Here is an 18,525-nt window from a genome sequence, read left to right on the forward strand (position 1 = left end):
CAATGGCTTAACTTCAAACTTTGCTCAAACACGGTCAGAACCTTATGATCCGCTATGGACAACAAGACATTACGCAGGCTGACATCGATGCGGTTGTGGACGTTCTGAAGTCCGTCAACCTTACTCAAGGCCCCAACATCCCGACGTTTGAGCAGAGTGTGTCGGCCCATACCGGCAGCACTCATGCGATAGCTGTCAACAGCGCTACATCGGCACTTCACATTGCCTGTCTGGCGCTGGATCTCGGACCTGGCGACCTGCTCTGGACCACGCCGAACACGTTCGTAGCCACGGCCAATTGTGCGCTCTATTGCGGCGCTCGGGTGGATTTTGTGGATATCGATCCGCGCACCTACAACCTCTGTCCAAAAGCACTGGCGGAAAAGCTCGTCGAAGCTGAAATGGTTGGCCGTTTGCCGAAGATTGTGGTGCCTGTCCATCACACCGGACAGCCATGCGATATGGAGGCCATCCATGCTCTCGGTCAGAAATACGGCTTCAAGGTCATCGAAGATGCCTCACATGCCATCGGCGGTCGCTACAAGGGAGAGCCAATCGGAAACTGTCGATACAGCGACATCACCGTCTTCAGTTTTCATCCGGTAAAGATCATCACCACTGCTGAGGGCGGGATGGCCTTGACCAACAATGATGAGTTGGCAACCCGCTTGGGTCTGCTTCGAAGCCACGGCATCACCCGAGAGCCAGCGCTTATGACACAGCCCATGGACGGCCCCTGGTATTATCAACAGGTGGCTCTCGGCTACAATTATCGCATGACCGACATGCAGGCTGCACTGGGCGTTAGCCAGATCAATCGCCTGACCCATTACGTGAAGCGGCGACATGAGATCGCCGACTATTATAATACTCTGCTCGCCGATTTGCCACTTAACCTGCCGTGGCAGCATCCCGACGGCTATTCGGCCTATCATCTATATGTGATCCGCCTGCAACTGGAGAATATCGGCGCCTCCCATCGGGAGGTTTTCGAGGCGTTGCGTGCCAGGCAGATTATGGTCAATCTGCATTACATTCCGGTGCACACTCAACCCTACTACCAGAAGATGGGCTTCCGAAACGGCGATTTTCCGGAGGCCGAACGCTACTATCGGGAAGCTATCAGCATCCCAATGCACCCGACGTTGACCCATACTGAACTGGACGAGGTAGTTGGGACCTTGAAGCAGATCCTGGCATGACCAGTATTGTCGTTATACAGGCGCGGACCAGTTCTGTCAGGTTGCCTGCGAAAGTCTTGTTACCCATCGCAGGGCTGCCCATCGTTGTATTGGCGGCCAAAAGGGCCGCCAATACGGGGCGAAAAGTTATCGTCGCCACTTCGACGCATGAGAGCGATGATGTACTTATCGGTATTTTGCGACGCTATGGCCTTCCGTACTACAGAGGCAGCTTGGAAAATACATTGGCGCGTTACGTTGAGGCGCTAAGTGAGTTTGAGGACGAGACGATTGTGTTTCGTTTGACGGCGGACAACATCGTTCCAGACGGCAGTCTCATAGATGAAATTGAAGCAGATTTTCTGAATCGAGAACTTGAATATCTTGCCTGCAACGGCAGCAGGTCGGGCCTACCCTATGGAGTAAGCGTAGAGGTCACGCGCTTATGCCATTTGAGAGAAGCTCATCGATTTGCCCAAGAAATGCATGATTTGGAGCATGTTACGCCATACGTAATAAGGAAGTTTGGGCCGGCTTATTTTGAAAAGTACATAAAGGAAGAAATGGGAGATCGCCGGTGTACTGTCGACGTTCTGGACGATTACCTTCATGTTGAGCAGCTATTCAGAGATATAGCCGATCCAATTGACGTAGGGGCAATAGAGCTTAGTCGGTGGCTGAAGGGGGCAGGCCTGCAACCGCAAGTCGATGGGCCTAGCAACAAACTCGTATTGGGGACGGCTCAGCTTGGTTTTAAGTATGGTATCGCCAACGCGAATGGCCAGCCCAGCTCGGAAGTCAGTCGCAAGCTTATCAGGACTGCTATCGCCAATGGCGTGAGGTATATCGATACGGCGAGAGCTTATGGCGACAGTGAGGAAGTCATAAGGCATGTCCTTCTTGGTGGATGGCAAGATCGAGTTCACGTTATTACCAAACTGGCACCCCTCGACGATTGTCCCCAAGATGCGTCAACTGCGACTATCAATGCCTTTGTTGATCGTAGCCTGTTTCGCTCGATGAGCGCTTTGGGTGTTCAGAAACTCGACACCTTGCTGTTGCATCGCGCGAGTCATCTGCACGCCTGGAATGGTGACGTTTGGAAACGATTGATCGAACATCGTGATAGCGGGATAATAAAAAAATTAGGGGTTTCAATCCAGAACGCAGAAGAGCTGAATTTATCTCTACATGATAAAGACGTTTCTCACCTTCAAATTCCATTTAACATTCTAGATTATCGATGGGACGCCAACGATGCGAATATCGAACGAGCAAAGGCTGATAGAAATATAACAGTTCACGTCCGGAGCGTTCTATTGCAAGGGTTGATCAACAGTCGAGACATTGAGCATTGGAGGAAGGCTCACGTTTGCAATCCAGAAATATTATGGAATTGGTTGGATGAAATGCAAAAGAAGTTCCGCCGGATTTCCCTGGTAGATCTAAGTATTGCTTTCGCTGCTGGGATTCCTTGGGTGGATGGCATTGTCATTGGCGTGGAGACGATTGATCAACTTTCGCAAAATCTGGGCTGCCTTGCGAATCCGCCGCTCGACGTCTCAGAAGTGCAGTATGCACGCGAAACGCGTCCGCAGATTGATGCTCGAAGCATAGACCCTGCCCTTTGGATGCGGGACAGGCTATGCGTTTGATGGAACGATTTTCGTTGTCAGGCCGCGATATCATGATTACCGGGGCAACGGGCCATCTTGGCAGTGCGATGGCGTGGGGCCTAGCAGAAGCAGGAGCCTGCGTGCTTGTGAATTCACGCTCCGAGCAGCGGAGCCAGGAGTTGGTAACTGCTTTGTCAGAGGCCGGCTACCAGGCACGGACTGCTGCTTTTGACATTTTGGATGAATTAGCGGTTAGGGAATTTTTCGAACGCCGAGGCACAAATCCACTGCATTGCTTGATCAACAATGCGTATCTAGGTGGCGCGGGAACGATCGAGACCTCTAGTCAGACGCCGTACCGGCAGAGCTACGAAATTATCGTGGTGGCGGCGCAAAGCCTGCTGCAAGCTGCCCTCCCGTGCCTACGCAACGCGGTGCGCACTTCAGGTGATGCGTCGGTGATCAATGTGGCTTCCATGTATGCATCGGTGAGTCCCGACTTCAGAGTTTACGATGCGGAAGGAACAGCAAACCCTCCCTTCTATGGAGCTGCGAAGGCGGCGCTCGTGCAATGGACGAAGTATGCAGCCTGCGAGTTTGGATCCGAAGGCATAAGGGTGAATTCCGTTTCACCAGGACCTTTTCCGTCGCCTTCCGTGCAGGAAAAGTCATCAGCTTTTGTGAGCCGCTTGGCTGATAAAGTGCCGCTGAGGCGGGTGGGCAACGCCAAAGAAATCCAGGGAGCTGTTCTGTTGCTTGCTTCGCAGGCGTCAACTTTCATCAATGGCGCGGACATCCGGGTGGATGGCGGGTGGACCGCCTGGTGATGGCAAGCCGACTTCGCATCGGCTTTCGGGCCGATGCTTCGATTCAGATCGGGACAGGCCATGTGATGCGCTGCCTGACGCTAGCCGATGCGCTTCGCGAGCGCGGGGCGGAATGCCTGTTCATCTGTCGGCCGCACCATGGGAATCTTCTGGACTCCATTATGCAGCGAGGCCATACGACAGTAGCTCTGCCTGTATTGATGCCGTCCAATACGGCGCGGAAAATTGAGGACCCAGCCCATGCTTGTTGGCTTGGAACCGACTGGGCGGCCGATGCTGAACACACGCACCATGTCCTGCAGAGAGCGGTCGACTGGCTGGTGGTGGATCACTACGCTCTGGACAGGCGCTGGGAACAGGCGCTGCGCCCGTACTGCCGACGGCTGATGGTCATGGACGATCTGGCTGATCGACCGCATGACTGTGATTTGCTGCTGGACCCGGGCCTGGGGCGAAATGTAGCCGACTATACGAGTCTTCTGCCGCCAAAAGCCCGCACGCTTCTTGGCCCGCATTTTGCCCTGCTGCGCCCGGAGTTCGCGCGGCTGCGCGCTGAGAGTCTGGCCCGCCGACACGTCCCCCGGCTACGGCAGCTGCTGGTTGCCATGGGTGGCGTCGACAAGGACAATGCAACGGGACACGTCCTTGATGCCCTCAATTCCTGCGACCTGCCGCCCGATCTGCATATTGTCGTGGTGATGGGTCCTCACGCTCCTTGGCTGGATCAAGTGCTGGTCCATGCGGCCGGAATGCGCCGCCCGACCCAGGTTCTGGTCGGCGTGAACGACATGGCTCGCTTGATGGTCGAAAGTGACGTTGCCATTGGCGCCGCTGGGAGCACTTCTTGGGAGCGCTGCTGCATGGGCCTGCCCAGCTTCGTATTGGTATTGGCGGACAACCAGCATGCCGTGGCCGCGGCACTCCAAAGGTCAGGCGCGGCTGTGGCTGTCCAGAAGGCTTCGCAAATTGCGACCCGTTTGCAAGAGCATCTGTTGTCAGGGACAGTTGGTCAGTTCCTCCTTGACCTAAGCAACGCAACCGCAAAGATCACGGACGGAGAAGGCGTTTCCCGGATTGCAGATCGGATGGTCGGTGGATATGTCTGAGCTTTATCTCGTTCGGCCCATGATTGTTGACGATCTGCCGATGGTGCTGGCATGGCGAAACCATTGGGACGTGCGTCGTTTCATGTTTACGCAGCACGAAATCGGCCTGGACGAGCACCGCAATTGGTTCTTCCAAGCGCGCAATGATAAAACGCGGCGGCTGATGATAGTTGTGGATGGAGAAGTCCCTATCGGCTATGTGCAGTTTGACAATGTTGCCGACGGGGGGGTGTCGAACTGGGGATTTTACGCGGGCCCAGACGCAGCGAAAGGAACTGGGAAAAGACTTGGCTCCGCAGCGCTAAGTTTTGCTTTTCGCGAATTGAACCTCCATAAGGTCTGCGGCCAGGCCGTTGATTTCAACAAAGCCTCTATTGCGCTTCACGAACGCCTGGGCTTCACCCAGGAGGGCATATTGCGCGACCAACAACGCATCCAGGGATTGTATCATTCCCTTATTTGCTTCGGGCTGCTCAGAAACGACTGGAAAGCCGAGTGAAACGTCTTGGGAGAACACAAATGACCTCTATCCAGATCGCCGGACGTCGGATCGGGAGGGATCAGCCACCCTATGTAATTGCCGAAGTGTCCGCGAACCACAACGGCAAGATCGAAACGGCGTTACGCATACTCGGAGAGGCCCAAAAGGCCGGAGCGGACGCCGTCAAGCTCCAAACCTACAAGCCCGACACGATCACCCTCGACAGCGACAGCGAGGAGTTCCAGATTAAGGGCGGTTTGTGGAATGGGCGCTCGCTGTATGAACTCTACGAAGAGGCTCATATGCCATGGGATTGGCATGAGCTTTTGTTTGATCATGCCCGCAAGCTGGGCATTACCATCTTCAGTTCGCCTTTTGACAGTACGGCGATTGATCTCTTAGAGGACTTGAACACGCCCGCTTACAAAATCGCCTCATTTGAGGCGGTTGACTTGCCCTTGATCAAATACGCTGCCAGCACCGGCAAGCCCATGATCATTTCGACGGGCATGGCCGACGCCGAAGAGATACAAGAGGCAATCGACGCCGCCCGTGGAGGCGGCTGCACGGAACTGGCGATCCTGCATTGCGTCAGCGGTTACCCGGCTCCGGCGGAAGACTATAATTTACACACCGTATCCGACATGATTGAGCGGTTCGGGCTGGTTACGGGCCTTTCAGACCATACGCTCGACAATACTACTGCCATCACCAGCGTGGCCTTAGGCGCCTCGATCATAGAAAAGCACTTCACCCTCGACCGCAGCGGAGGTGGGCCAGACGACAGTTTCTCGCTGGAGCCTGCCGAAATGGCCGCATTGTGCGCTAGCGCGAAAACGGCGTGGCAGGCGCTCGGCAAGGTGGACTATGGGCGTAAATCGAGCGAGCAAGCGAATGTCAAGTTTCGCAGATCGCTGTATTTTGTGAGAGATCTGAAGGCAGGTGATGTCATCACCCGAGACAGTATACGCAGCGTGCGTCCAGGATTTGGACTTGCGCCCAAAAATCTTGAAATAGTATTGGGCCGTACAGTGACACAGGACATTCGTTCCGCAACGGCCGTGCTCCCCGAATTGATTGAAGGCTGGCCCCCAAGATGAACGTATTGTTTCTATCAAATAGCGGACCGAACTACTTTCATTTTTTCAACGCGCTCGCCGCGCAATTCCGTAGTGATGGCGCCATAGTAGTCGTGGCTGTCGATAGCGCGTTTTCTCGTGAGGAGAACGGCTTGGATTCCGTAGGCTTCACCGAGATCTACGACTTTTCTTCCTTCTTTGCGAACCATCATGTCGATTTTGATATTCTTACCCGCTATGCTGAATATGATCTGAACTCTGCCCTGCTTTCCGATTTCGAGCGTGCGCTGGCCTATGGGATCTGGGGAGACTGTGCCGATCTCGATTTCTTCGATCGACTTAAAAGTGCTCTGCTGACCTATTTCGAGGAAATATTCGACAAGCATGGAACGGATTTCGTTCTATATGAGAATGTCTCCAATGCATTCGCGCACTTCGCGCTCTTCGTGGCCCAGAAACGGAAGGCTGTCTATATTGGCCTAGGCGGCTCTCGCCTGCCCGGTCGGTTCTCCGTTTCTGCAGATCCGTTAGCGGATGACTCGGTTGAGAAAGCGTTTGCCGCAATCCAAAATGGGCAGAAGACCGTGGAACCGAATGTTCACCACTGGGTGGACAATTACATCGCCAATATCGAGACGATCGTTCCCGATTACATGAAAATCAATGGCCTGGAACGTGTCGCATTGATTAAGCGCTATTTCAGGCGTGACCGTATCGGCAGGATCAAGGCCCTGATTCGTCACTTGCTCGACAGTCGTATCAATTCGTTCCAGATCGGCAACCCCCTACGCACGCACATAGGCCTCTTGCTGCGCAATGTGCGTCGTCGATTCAAAGTCGGCAGGGTTCGCCGCATGTACCAGAAACCGGTAACTGGAGAGCGATTTCTGCTATACCCGATCCACTTCCACCCTGAGGCCTCAACATCCATCTTGGCTGGGGCTTACCTCGATGAATATGAAGTGATCCGCAACATCGCCTTTAGTCTGCCCGAAGGCGTTCGCTTGTACGTTAAGGATCACATCAGCGCGTGGGCGTACCCGTCGCTCGAATTCTATCGTCGCGTCCGGTCCCTTCCCAATGTAAGGCTGCTGGGGCCTGACGAGCCAACCAAGCAGTTGATCAAACAATCGGCCGGGATCATCACCCTCACCAGCACCGTTGGCTACGAAGCGCTTTTGCTTAAAAAGCGGGTGTTTCTGTATGGTCGGGTATTCTACGAGTTTCATAAGGGCGTCATCCGGGTAGTTAATCCTGCAGACTTGCGTCGCACCATTTTGGATGGCCTGGCCTCGGCGACAAGTTGGGATGAAAAATACAATCATGATTTCGTCTGCGCCTACTGGCTGTCTACCTTGCCGGGAACACTTAATCTTATGATTGGCCACGAGGGCGCCGCTCAGGCTGCCAAGCATGTCTATGGTGAGTTGCTAAAATTCGGACATTTGAACAATTTGAAACGGAAAGAGATAGCCGTACCGGGCCATGTGGACCGAGCTCCTGAACTGAGCGAGAATATTTGCGATGGCTAAACGCCGGGTCACAAGCTGCACTTCGGAACGATGATGGCGTTGTTCGTGAAACGAACTCCGGCAAGTGGCTTCGCGCGACTTCCGGCAGGGAAACTCTGATGAGAGCATTGGTGAGATCGTGAGCGGCGTTCTATGTCATCTTTTTGAAAGGGCGGATCGAAATCACCCTGCAGCCGTATCGTCCGTGTGTGAGCATGACGTCGAACGAAATTAAAGTTCTGTGTGTAGCGGATTTCTATTTGCCAGGCTTCAAAGGGGGGGGGCCGATTCGCACGCTTGCCAACATGCGCGAGGCTCTGGCCGGTAGCGTTGAGTTTTCAATCTTCACCAGGGATCGTGATTTAGGGTCGGATGAGCCGTATTCGGGAATCCGTGCGAATGAATGGGTGCATACCCCGAGTGGTCCAATATACTATGCCGAGCCTAGCACATTTGGCGCGAGGGGCATGGCAAAGGCGGCCGCGCCACACAGTTTCGACGTTCTGTATCTCAACAGTTTCTTTGGATACAGGTCATCTATTTCGATCTATCTCGACCAACGCGCGGTCCGGAAAAATGGCGCGAACATCTGCATTGCACCGCGAGGCGAATTCTCTGCGGGCGCACTCTCAATCAAGCGCCTCAAGAAAAGGACCTATCTGGATTTCGTCAGGCTGGTTGGACTGTATCGGGATGTGCATTGGCATGCCTCCACCGCGTCGGAAGCAGAAGATATCTTGCGTCAGTTTCGACATGCGGGAAGCAAGATTCATCTCGCCGCCGATCCGGTGTCCGCGGGAGATGTTTGTTACAATGTGTCGGAACGTACGTCTAAAATGGCCGGCGAACTGGCGATTGCCTTCATATCTCGTATTTCGCCGATGAAGAATTTGGTTGGCCTCCTTGAGATTCTCTCTGGAGTGGATCGCAAGGTCAAACTCGCGATCTTTGGCCCTATAGAGGACGCGAGCTATTGGCGGAATTGTCAGGCGATGATTGAACGCCTCCCTTCCCATATCAGCGTCGAATATCGTGGAATGCTGGAGCCTGGTGGTGTTTCCGCAATGTTTGCTGCATATGACCTGTTCGCGTTTCCTACGCTGGGGGAAAATTTCGGGCATATCATCTTTGAAGCTTTGCGCGCCGGCACGCCCGTCCTGGTAAGTGATCGAACACCTTGGCGGGAGGTCTCATCCGGGGTAATCACTGTAGCCCCCCTCGGATCAATCGATGTATGGCGACAGCAAATAGCGGTCGCAGCGGACAGAGATACTCGACAGCAACGATCGGTCCAAATGGCTACGATCGAATACGCGAAACGCTACGTCGGATCTGACGAGGCACGATCGGACACCTTGAAGATGTTCCGTTCTGTCGCGGCCAATCAAAGTTAGAAAAGGACGTTTGATGTTCACCGGCAAGACCCTACTTATCACCGGCGGTACCGGTTCATTCGGAAACGCTGTTCTGCGGCGTTTTCTCGATTCCGATTTGGCTGAAATTCGCATCTTCAGTCGGGACGAGAAAAAGCAAGATGACATGCGCAAGAAGTACAACAGTCCCAAGGTCAAGTTCTATATCGGGGACGTACGCGATTACCAATCGGTTCTCAACGCCGTCCGCGGAGTCGATTTCATTTATCACGCTGCCGCACTCAAGCAGGTACCCTCCTGCGAATTTTACCCGCTTGAGGCCGTCAAGACGAACGTGCTCGGCACAGAAAATACCTTGGAAGCAGCCATAAACTGCAATGTGAAGCGCGTGGTCTGCCTGAGCACGGACAAGGCGGTATATCCGATCAATGCCATGGGCATCAGCAAAGCAATGATGGAGAAGGTCGTCGTTGCCAAGTCGCGCTCAAGCAACAATACCGTCATATGTGCCACCCGCTATGGCAATGTGATGGCATCTCGCGGTTCGGTAATTCCGCTGTTTGCCACTCAAATTCGTGCCCGGCGGCCGATCACCATCACCGATGCCACTATGACGCGTTTCATGATGACATTGGACGACGCCGTCGACTTGGTGCTCTATGCCTTCGAGCACGCCAATCCCGGCGAGATCTTCGTGCAGAAGGCTCCGGCCGCAACAATCGAAACTTTGGCCATCGCCTTGACTGAACTGCTAGGAGTTCCCGATCACCCAATCAGTATAATAGGTACGCGCCATGGCGAGAAACTGTTCGAGGGCTTGCTCAGCCGAGAGGAGATGGTTGCTGCAGAAGATTTGGGTGACTACTATCGAGTGCCGCCGGATTTGCGCGATCTGAATTATGGAAAGTTCTTCGAGCAGGGCGAGATCAAGATTTCGCACTCGACGGACTACAACTCGCACAACACCACAAGGTTGGATGTCAAGGGAATGCAGGCGCTATTGATGAAGCTGCGGTTTGTGCAGGCTATTGTCCGTGGTGAGCATGTCGAACCTGAAGAGTGATGCGGACGGACTGACCTTCGCCCCCATTTGTAATGACCGGTGAAAAACTGTCTGTTTTGCTCTGAATAGGCGGTCCAAGGCACAGATTTCTGAGCGGTATGGTTAAGGCTCGCACCAGAAAGACGATGCGTGACATGAAGTCGAATAGAATCTTAGTCCTGGGCGCTGGAGGAATGCTTGGAAATGCGGTCTTCCGCTTCTTCTTCGCCGATCATCGTTATGTGACCTTTGGAACCCTCCGATCCCCGTCCAAAAAGTCTTATTTTGCCCCTCACGAGCATGATGGGCTAATTTCCAACATCGATGTTGGAAACGATGGGGATCTGGTGCTCGTGTTTGCCGACACCAAACCGGACATCGTGGTAAATTGTGTTGGTGTCATCAAGCAGCTTGACGCTTCGCGTAACCATCTCACTTCGCTGTCAATCAACGCGTCTCTCCCTCATCGCCTAGCTCAATTTTGCCGCGTGGCCGGTGCCCGTTTGGTGCATGTGAGCACGGATTGCGTGTTCTCGGGCAGCAAGGGAGATTATTTAGAAACCGATTTTCCCGATGCGAACGATTTGTACGGCAGAACGAAGTTTCTGGGTGAGGTTGACTACCCGAATGCGGTGACGCTCCGCACGTCAATAATCGGCCACGAACTGGACAGTGCAAAAAGTCTTGTAGACTGGTTCTTGAGTCAGAACGGCCAAGTCAAGGGCTACAAGAATGCTATTTTCTCTGGCCTGCCCGCGGTCGAGATTGCGCGAGTGATCAGCGATTTTGTAATTCCAAGTGACGAATTGAGTGGCCTCTTTCATGTGTCGGCCGATCCAATTAACAAGTTTGAGCTTTTATCCTTAATTGCGAAGGTCTACCAGAAGGAAATAGAAATAATTCCGGATGGTAATGTTATAGTCAATCGTTCTTTGAACTCCGAGAAATTTAGAAGTAAGACGGGATTTTCACCAGACCCATGGCCAGAACTTATATCAAAAATGCACAAAGGCTATCTCAAATACAAAGAATCAATCATTGAAAAGTAGGTGATTTGGTTCCACTTTTGAGAGAGTTTTTCGGGCGGATGTATTGCGCGGATTTACTGTAAAACAGAGGCAAGTATCTTGCTCAAAGCGGCCTTAGGTAGTAGACCAAGGCATTGTTCAGCCCTAAGAATTTTAATGTGCGGAGTGGATTGGTGAATAGGCTAAAGGTTATGACGATCGTCGGGACGCGCCCCGAAATCATCAGATTGTCACGTGTTATCGAGCGGTTGGATCAATCGTGTGACCAATGTCTCGTGCACACGGGTCAGAACTATGACTATGAGTTGAATGAAGTCTTCTTCGAGCAACTTAAAATTCGCGGCCCTGATGTATTTCTTAAAGCCTCTGGAAGCACCGCTGCTGAAACCATTGGCCGCGTGATCACGGCGACCGACAAGTTGCTTCGGGAACGGCGGCCGGAAGCGGTTTTGCTGCTTGGAGACACAAATAGCTGTCTCGCCGCTATTGCCGCCAAACGATTGAGAATTCCTGTTTTTCATATGGAGGCGGGAAATCGTTGTTTCGATTATCGGGTGCCGGAAGAGATAAACCGAAAAATAGTTGATCATGTTGCTGACATTCATTTGACGTACAGCGACATCGCGCGAGACTACCTGCTACGAGAAGGGATTGCACCCGATCAAATTATAAAGACGGGCAGCCCGATGCTTGAGGTCATGAATTACTATATAGATGAGATCAACAAATCGGATATCCTGAGGCAGCTTTCTCTTGAAAGAGGGAAGTATTTCGTTATGAGTGCTCATCGCGAGGAAAACGTTGACGCACCAGATAAAATGACCCGGATTGCCGAGATCGCCAATCGCATAGCGCAGGATCACGACGTTCCACTCATTGTTTCGACGCACCCGCGAACCCGTGCGCGATTGGACGCGTTGCAGTTGGAGGTGAACTCTAGGATCCATTTTATGAAGCCCTTCGGCTTCTTAGATTATGTGCATTTGCAGATGAATGCGAAAGCGGTTCTTTCCGACAGCGGTACGATTACGGAAGAGTCCTCCATCTTGAATTTCCCAGCGCTCAATTTGCGCGAAGCCCACGAGCGTCCGGAGGGAATGGAGGAGGGGGCGGTAATGATGGTGGGCTTGGATGTAGACAGGGTATCTCAAGGCCTTGCAATCCTGGAAAGCCAGCCGCGTGGCGCCGAGCGCGGCCTTCGCCTGGTTCCCGACTATAACGTGCCCAACGTCAGCGAAAAGGTGGTGCGCATCATCCACAGCTATACTGATTACATAAACCGTGTTGTGTGGAAGAAGTACTGAGCGGCGATAGATGCGGATCGCTTTGATTGCCGATACTTTTCCGCCACTGCGAACGTCGGGTGCGGTGCAGCTGAGGGATCTTTCGCGAGAATTCGCACGACAAGGGCACAGCCTGACGGTCATGTTGCCAGAGGCCGGTTTGGATTGCCCCTGGGCAATTGAAGAGCTTTATGGGGTGACGGTTCTGCGCCTGCGAGCGCCGCCGACAAAGGAAATTGGCTATGTGCGGCGTACTTGGAATGAGTTCGTCATGCCTTTTGTTATGTTGCGTAGTTTGCGCAGAAGTCCCCTGGCGGGGCAGCAATGGGACGGAATTGTCTGGTATTCCCCTTCCATCTTCCATGGGCCAATGGCGAGCGCGCTAAAGCGCGAAAGTGGCTGCAAGGGGTATCTGATCATTCGCGATATCTTTCCCGAATGGGCGGTTGATATGGGCCTGATGGGGCGCGGTCTACCTTACCGGTTTTTCGATGCCGTCGCGCGCTACCAGTATTCGGTGGCTGATGTGATCGGCGTACAGACGCCGGGCAACCTGGTTTACTTCGATCGCTGGCGGCGGAAGTCGGGTCGCGTCCTCGAGGTATTGCAGAACTGGCTGGGAAAACCTTCACACGTGAGTTGTTCGATCCGCGTCAGTGAGACGCCGTTGGCCGGGCGCAAGCTGTTCGTGTACGCGGGCAACATGGGTGTGGCCCAAAGCGTCGGCATTGTACTGGACTTGGCTCAGAGAATGGCCTTCCGGGCTGACGTGGGTTTCCTGCTGGTCGGTCGAGGGAGTGAGGCTCGAAAACTTAGAGAAATCGCGCAGGCTCGCGGTCTCACTAATGTGTTGTTTTTCGATGAGATCCACCCCGATGAAATCCCCGACCTTTACGCACAGTGTCGGATTGGGATTGTCTCGTTGGATCTCCGCCACAAATCACACAACATACCAGGCAAGTTCCTGACTTATATGCAAAGTGGCCTTCCCGCGCTCGTGCGACTGAACCCCGGCAATGACCTGGTCGATATGATCCGAAGTGAGCGGGTTGGCGAAGTGTGCCAGAACGATCGGATGGATGAACTGGTGGCAAAGGCTGAAATGTTGCTGGTGCAAGTAGAGACTGACGCCGATCTGCCCGAACGCTGTAGGCGATTGTTCGATAGCCAGTTCTCCGCTGAGCAGACGGTGTCGCAGATCGTAAAAGCGCTTTCCACGCCATCTTCATAATGCCGAGATCTGCGCCTTGGGAGGGCGCTGAGTTCCCGTTCCAGGTGGGAGCGCCTTTCCCTCTCGTAAAATAGTTGGCCGAACTGGCGGTCGCATGTATTTGTCGGATGGGCGTACGGCACTATGGTGATTGAGGGTCTACAAAGATCGATGAACAAATTTATCGTCATTCCTGTTGTCGCACTGGTATTTGCCGTCGGCTACATGGCTTTCACCGCCTCGCAGCACAAGGCCTACAATCGACGCCCACCGCCGAGTGCGGCGCTTGCGCCTTTCACCGGAAAGCTCGGTATCTCTTCGATAGACGATCTGCGGATGGGGGGCCATAAGATCGTGCTGTGCGGTGCTGCGTCGACAAAGTCTCCGGCTTTGCGTGACATGGTAACAGAAGCGGCGCGACGAGATTTCCAAGGGATGGTTGTGACTTGTAAACCGGTTGGTTCAGGCACCCCATGCGACGGCAAGACCGGATCGAAGCTGGGGGATAAAGTGGTCGTCCAGTGTTTCATGCCGGACGGTGGTGACCTGGCTGCTGTTCTCACTCAAAGGGGCTTTCTCTGCGGCCAGCCTAGCCAGGGGACGGCTTATCAAGCGTGTTGAAAGTCACCCGCCGCCGTGCACTATCGGCAGGGGCAGCCATAGCCGCTGGATTGGGTCCGACTTCATCCGAAGCCTCGACCAATAATGCTGGCGCCCGCGCCGGCGACGTGGTGGAAGTGCGGGGCTTTCGGTACCGGGTGGCCGCCTCCGGGGCGGCCGACCATCACTTGAAAACAGACGACGGCGTGAAGCTGTACGTCCTTCCGAATGCCCGGGATGAGATAGAATTCGCAGCTTTCAACCCGAGGATGGACGGTAACGCGAGGGACGGCGCGCTCTTCGCCGCCGCTGTCGGCGCTGCCCAGACCGGCCTTGTGGACGGGGTTGGGCGCCTCAAGTGCCGCACGGTTGTTCTCCCCCCGGGAGTGTTGGTCATAGACGGGGCAACTGAGCTCGCGCCCCTTACCGGTCTGACTGGTCTTACAATTCGCGGCTCTGGAATTGACAACACGATCATCGAATTTGCTGGATCCTCGGCCACTCTCTCCTGCCGTCATTCGCAGTTCGTCGTTTGGATGGATTTGACCCTCCGATCGAGCGGGGTCGATGATGAGCAGGTAGGGCTGACCGTCACAGAGAGCGGGGCAGAAGGTGGTGGAATGCTGCGCTCGTGGTTTTTCTACCGCGTGAATTTCTACAACTTCTTCAAGGTATTTGCGATCGGCGGCACGGTGATGTGTTCCGAATTCACCTTCATGGATTGCACCTTTGCGCAATGCTACTACGGTTTTGAATGCGCCAATCAACAGGCCGTGAACTGGAATTTCTGGAACTGTCGCTACGAAAATCCAGAGCTGGCCACCATCAAGAACAAGGACGAGGCAGCGGTTTTCCTGTGCAAGGCGGGATTTCTCGCGAATTGGAAAGGCGGGAGCTTCGTCTTCCATGGCAAGCTCGTCCAGTTTGAACTAACCAGCCCTGGGGTGTGGCAGCGTGTCGGCACCGGTATCCACTTCGAAGGTCAAAAGATGGAACTGTGGGACAATGGGGCCGGTGGCCATGCCCCTCTCCTGGATCGTTCAGCCGCCTATATAAACGGCAGCAACTTTCCCCAGGTTACCTTGAAAAACATCGTGATCGTCAACAATGGTGAAATCCCAAACACGCTGACGCAGTTCAAGCTGTGGAATGGATGCCGTTTTGTGCTTGAAAATGTCGAGTCCGAGGGCGGGAAGATCGTTGGCGTACTCGACGCTGTCACTGCTGGGCAGCCTGGGTTCCTTGACGCGCGAGAGGTGTGGGGCTTCACCTACGAAGAAGACGTCACCGATCGCGACCAGACCCACCACCAGCACAATGTGAACATTCAGTTTCGCGGCCAGGATCTTGACCACATGGCCAATATCCAAACCCGGATGGGCGATATCACCAAGCCCGTCACGATGATGGAGCAGATCATTGCGGTCCGCGGCGACACGGGGTCACTTCCGAAAGCCATGACAACGGTCAACCTCCCGGCTTTGGGTGACCACACCCAGATTTCATGCATTGAGATCGAGCGCTACGTCGCTGCGGCGCACGACCTGACGGCAGACCTCCGGGACCAGGCCGACACGACCAGCTATGGCAGCGGCACGATCCTGGCTGCGGAGAGCTACAAGCGCATCTTGATCGGAAAGGAAATGGGCTACCAGATTCCGAGCGGAACAGCTTTGATGTTGAAGTTCACCGGGACCGCTGAAATGGTAAAGGGCGTCGTTAAGGTAAGGTATATCTGACCTTCTGATGTCGTGGGCTGAAGAGCCCTTTCGGACGCTGCAGAAATTGGAGCAGGACTGCGACCGCCAGGATCGGCAATAGCCAGAACAGGTTTCTTCCCGCATAAGCCTGAAGCCCGCCCCAATAAAAGGTAGGCAGGTGGATGGCGATGCCAACGGCTAGATATCCGTTCATGTACCGGCACAGGAACTGCCACAGGCCACAGATCATGGCTACTGCCACCAGCATGCCGGCGACGCCAAGAACCGGCCCCAGATAGTATACGTGCTCACCGGGAAAGATTGCGGCAATCGAGTAGCCAGCGTTCACAAGATCCTGAGATAGGTTGTCGAGCGTGTATTGAAAGCCGAAGCCGTTTGGCTTGCCATCCCATAATGCCCTAGGGACGGCAGCGAGGAAGAAGAGAGACACTTGATCAAACCAGCCGGCGAGCCGAACTTCATATCCGGTAAGGCTTCGGTGATAGATCACGTCGAGGATCGTGATCGGGGTGGCAATCGAATCCTTGAGCGCGACATCAGCGATCAAGTCGAGATTCCACGAGATATCAGAACGGATCAGGCTGCCTAGAAAGGCGCCGACGAACACTGTCCCCAGCAGCGCGGTTTTCCTGAACGGCATTCCCAGCCAGTTCAGCAGCATGAGGGTCATGATGAAGATTGGTGCCGCAAGCGCGAGCCGACCGAAACCGGACGAGAAGAGGACGAAGTAAGCCACAACGGCTGCCACCCCCAAAGCGTAGGCCACACCGACGACAAGACGGCGCGGACTGCCAAGCGAGAGCAGGTGAAACGCGATCACCAGATAGGGGATCGTGTAAAGGTAGGAAAAACCATTCGTGGCGAAGAGCAGCGCGATGTAGACCGCGAATAGCACCAGATAGGTGCGCAGGCTCACGTTAAAGCGATCGTATGTTCTGGCATAGGCTGGCGCGGCGTTCGACATCATGATGGCGGCGAGTGTGCCGACTGAACAGAGAACGACAGCGTAGCCGCTGATCGGGACGCCGAAATAGCCATAGAGGATCACCGGATACGCGAAGAAGGCGCAGTGTCCGCACATGAACGTCATCTGGAAGATGTTGTCCCGGTCACACAGGAAAGCCAGGTAGACCGTCACCATAATTATGACGGCAAGAAACAGCTGATCGTAACCCGCAAGGCTTGCCAGCGCTGCCACAGACAACAAAACCAGGCAATAAAAGTAGTGCATGGGGCTCGATGTAGTCGGCATCAGTCGATCTCATCGACGCTGAATGAACCGTTATACCACAGCGTGAGATTGTATGACCTGTCGCCCTCGCAGGCGACGGTGACGGTCACTGTGTCCAAGGTCTCGCTAACCGGATCGGCTGTTTCGATCTTGTCGCAACGTGAACCCCGGCTCACCAATTTGCCCTGCATTTCGTTGAGACTAGCCTCGGAATAGACGGACCCGGGCCGTTTTTCACTTGGAGCAGTTGGGTTCTGAGGGACAAAGCTCCAGCCTACCATCGCGGCAAGCATCGCGACCACCACATAAAACATGGCACGTTCAGCCGCCTTTGCGCGGGGTTCTTCTTGGTCGGTATTCCTCATTCGGTCCAGCAATCCTCTGCGTTTCTCCATTAAAGACTGAGACCCGCGACGACCTTTTACTCGGGCACACCGTTCGAAAGCAACAGAGTCGTTGAATCTGACGAAGGTCGTCATCATCAAAGGTGGCAGTTCACGCAGACAGGGACTCGCTGGTCCGGCCGCTGGCGGTATGGGCGACCCGTAGCCAAATTCCGTTGCCAGCACGGCCCGGTACGACCGGCCGGGTCGCAGCCGGCTTCGCAGGATTGTACTTCCGTGCTTTTCAGCACGGCTTCGCCTTCTATCGTCTCGACCTTGTATCCCCCATCGGCACCTCACCGCGGCGCAGATCCTTGCCCAAAATCCGAAACCGCACAACCTGTCGGCAGGCGTAAGGTGGAACGACCAGGCCGCGGTTAGTTACTGTCGGGCTTTGATATCACGCTACCCGCAGCGACACCAAACGTGATCCGAATCGGGGACAGAAACTAAAACTCGTTTCTTACCGATGATTCTAGAGCCTTCTGGAAATCACTACGTCCGTTCTGGGAAACGAAGTGCTTCTCCCAAGGGTCGAAAAAGACCACGTCGGGCCGCTTCTTTTCTCGAAGATTCTCAGTCTGCTTAACTGCATGTGGCTCGTCTGACATATGTGATCCTGCTGGCGACAAAATTGTGCGGGCGACTCGGGGGTTGCAAAGCCGTCGAGCGAACAACGGCCACTACCCCCCGCCTTAGCCACTGTGCTCATTTCCCGGAAGGCTTCGGCAATTCACCGCGTTTCTCCATTCAAGACCGAGACCCTGACGACCTTACTCGGGCACACTATTCGAAGCAACGGTGTCGTTGAACCGGCCGAAGGTCGTCATCATCAAAGGCGGCAAGATCGCAG

16 protein-coding genes are annotated in these 18,525 nt (G+C 54.3%); 14 read left to right on the forward strand and 2 right to left on the reverse strand.

The window, feature by feature from the left end:
• Positions 1 to 44 precede the first annotated feature (44 nt).
• From pseC to AC0L2V_RS01225, 14 genes are all read left to right on the forward strand, one after another.
• Positions 45 to 1,202, forward strand: a complete 1,158-nt coding sequence (gene pseC, locus AC0L2V_RS01160) for a UDP-4-amino-4,6-dideoxy-N-acetyl-beta-L-altrosamine transaminase (RefSeq protein WP_473519198.1) — start codon at positions 45 to 47, stop codon at positions 1,200 to 1,202.
• On the forward strand, positions 1,199 to 2,836 hold the full coding sequence (locus tag AC0L2V_RS01165) for an aldo/keto reductase (RefSeq protein ID WP_473519199.1): 1,638 nt from the start codon (positions 1,199 to 1,201) through the stop codon (positions 2,834 to 2,836). Before pseC ends, AC0L2V_RS01165 begins: the two co-directional genes overlap by 4 nt.
• Entirely contained in the window at positions 2,836 to 3,624 is a 789-nt protein-coding gene (locus tag AC0L2V_RS01170; RefSeq protein ID WP_473519201.1) for an SDR family NAD(P)-dependent oxidoreductase, read from the forward strand. Before AC0L2V_RS01165 ends, AC0L2V_RS01170 begins: the two co-directional genes overlap by 1 nt.
• Positions 3,609 to 4,730 carry a UDP-2,4-diacetamido-2,4,6-trideoxy-beta-L-altropyranose hydrolase gene (gene pseG, locus AC0L2V_RS01175; protein WP_473519203.1) on the forward strand — a complete coding sequence of 374 codons (1,122 nt, stop codon included), beginning with the start codon at positions 3,609 to 3,611 and terminating at the stop codon, positions 4,728 to 4,730. Before AC0L2V_RS01170 ends, pseG begins: the two co-directional genes overlap by 16 nt.
• Entirely contained in the window at positions 4,723 to 5,229 is a 507-nt protein-coding gene (pseH, locus tag AC0L2V_RS01180) for a UDP-4-amino-4,6-dideoxy-N-acetyl-beta-L-altrosamine N-acetyltransferase (protein WP_473519205.1), read from the forward strand. Before pseG ends, pseH begins: the two co-directional genes overlap by 8 nt.
• 20 nt (positions 5,230 to 5,249) lie before the next feature.
• Complete coding sequence (gene pseI / locus AC0L2V_RS01185; RefSeq protein WP_473519206.1) at positions 5,250 to 6,311, forward strand: pseudaminic acid synthase; 1,062 nt, start codon at positions 5,250 to 5,252, stop codon at positions 6,309 to 6,311.
• A complete protein-coding gene (locus tag AC0L2V_RS01190; protein WP_473519208.1) occupies positions 6,308 to 7,822 on the forward strand; it encodes a capsular polysaccharide export protein, LipB/KpsS family in 1,515 nt (504 codons plus the stop codon). Before pseI ends, AC0L2V_RS01190 begins: the two co-directional genes overlap by 4 nt.
• A 194-nt stretch (positions 7,823 to 8,016) precedes the next feature.
• The gene (locus tag AC0L2V_RS01195) at positions 8,017 to 9,195 is read left to right on the forward strand and encodes a glycosyltransferase family 4 protein (protein ID WP_473519209.1); all 1,179 of its coding nucleotides are present in this window, start codon (positions 8,017 to 8,019) and stop codon (positions 9,193 to 9,195) included.
• 13 nt (positions 9,196 to 9,208) lie between these two features.
• The gene (locus AC0L2V_RS01200; protein ID WP_473519211.1) at positions 9,209 to 10,237 is read left to right on the forward strand and encodes a polysaccharide biosynthesis protein; all 1,029 of its coding nucleotides are present in this window, start codon (positions 9,209 to 9,211) and stop codon (positions 10,235 to 10,237) included.
• 125 nt (positions 10,238 to 10,362) lie between these two features.
• Complete coding sequence (locus AC0L2V_RS01205) at positions 10,363 to 11,265, forward strand: dTDP-4-dehydrorhamnose reductase family protein (protein WP_473519212.1); 903 nt, start codon at positions 10,363 to 10,365, stop codon at positions 11,263 to 11,265.
• 170 nt (positions 11,266 to 11,435) lie between these two features.
• Positions 11,436 to 12,548: a non-hydrolyzing UDP-N-acetylglucosamine 2-epimerase gene (wecB, locus tag AC0L2V_RS01210; protein ID WP_473519214.1), complete on the forward strand. Its 1,113-nt coding sequence runs from the start codon at positions 11,436 to 11,438 to the stop codon at positions 12,546 to 12,548.
• A 10-nt stretch (positions 12,549 to 12,558) separates the two neighbouring features.
• Positions 12,559 to 13,758, forward strand: a complete 1,200-nt coding sequence (locus AC0L2V_RS01215; RefSeq protein ID WP_473519216.1) for a glycosyltransferase family 4 protein — start codon at positions 12,559 to 12,561, stop codon at positions 13,756 to 13,758.
• A gap of 150 nt (positions 13,759 to 13,908) precedes the next feature.
• Complete coding sequence (locus AC0L2V_RS01220; RefSeq protein ID WP_473519218.1) at positions 13,909 to 14,358, forward strand: hypothetical protein; 450 nt, start codon at positions 13,909 to 13,911, stop codon at positions 14,356 to 14,358.
• On the forward strand, positions 14,352 to 16,076 hold the full coding sequence (locus AC0L2V_RS01225) for a hypothetical protein (RefSeq protein ID WP_473519220.1): 1,725 nt from the start codon (positions 14,352 to 14,354) through the stop codon (positions 16,074 to 16,076). The genes AC0L2V_RS01220 and AC0L2V_RS01225 overlap by 7 nt, the downstream gene beginning before the upstream one ends.
• Here AC0L2V_RS01225 and AC0L2V_RS01230 read toward each other — a convergent pair.
• Complete coding sequence (locus tag AC0L2V_RS01230) at positions 16,057 to 17,310, reverse strand: hypothetical protein (protein ID WP_473519222.1); 1,254 nt, start codon at positions 17,308 to 17,310, stop codon at positions 16,057 to 16,059. The two genes, AC0L2V_RS01225 and AC0L2V_RS01230, sit on opposite strands and share 20 nt — an antisense overlap.
• Positions 17,310 to 17,654, reverse strand: a complete 345-nt coding sequence (locus tag AC0L2V_RS01235) for a hypothetical protein (protein ID WP_473519223.1) — start codon at positions 17,652 to 17,654, stop codon at positions 17,310 to 17,312. Before AC0L2V_RS01235 ends, AC0L2V_RS01230 begins: the two co-directional genes overlap by 1 nt.
• Positions 17,655 to 18,525 lie beyond the last annotated feature (871 nt).

The sequence above is a fragment of the Mesorhizobium sp. WSM4814 genome, assembly GCF_055811595.1.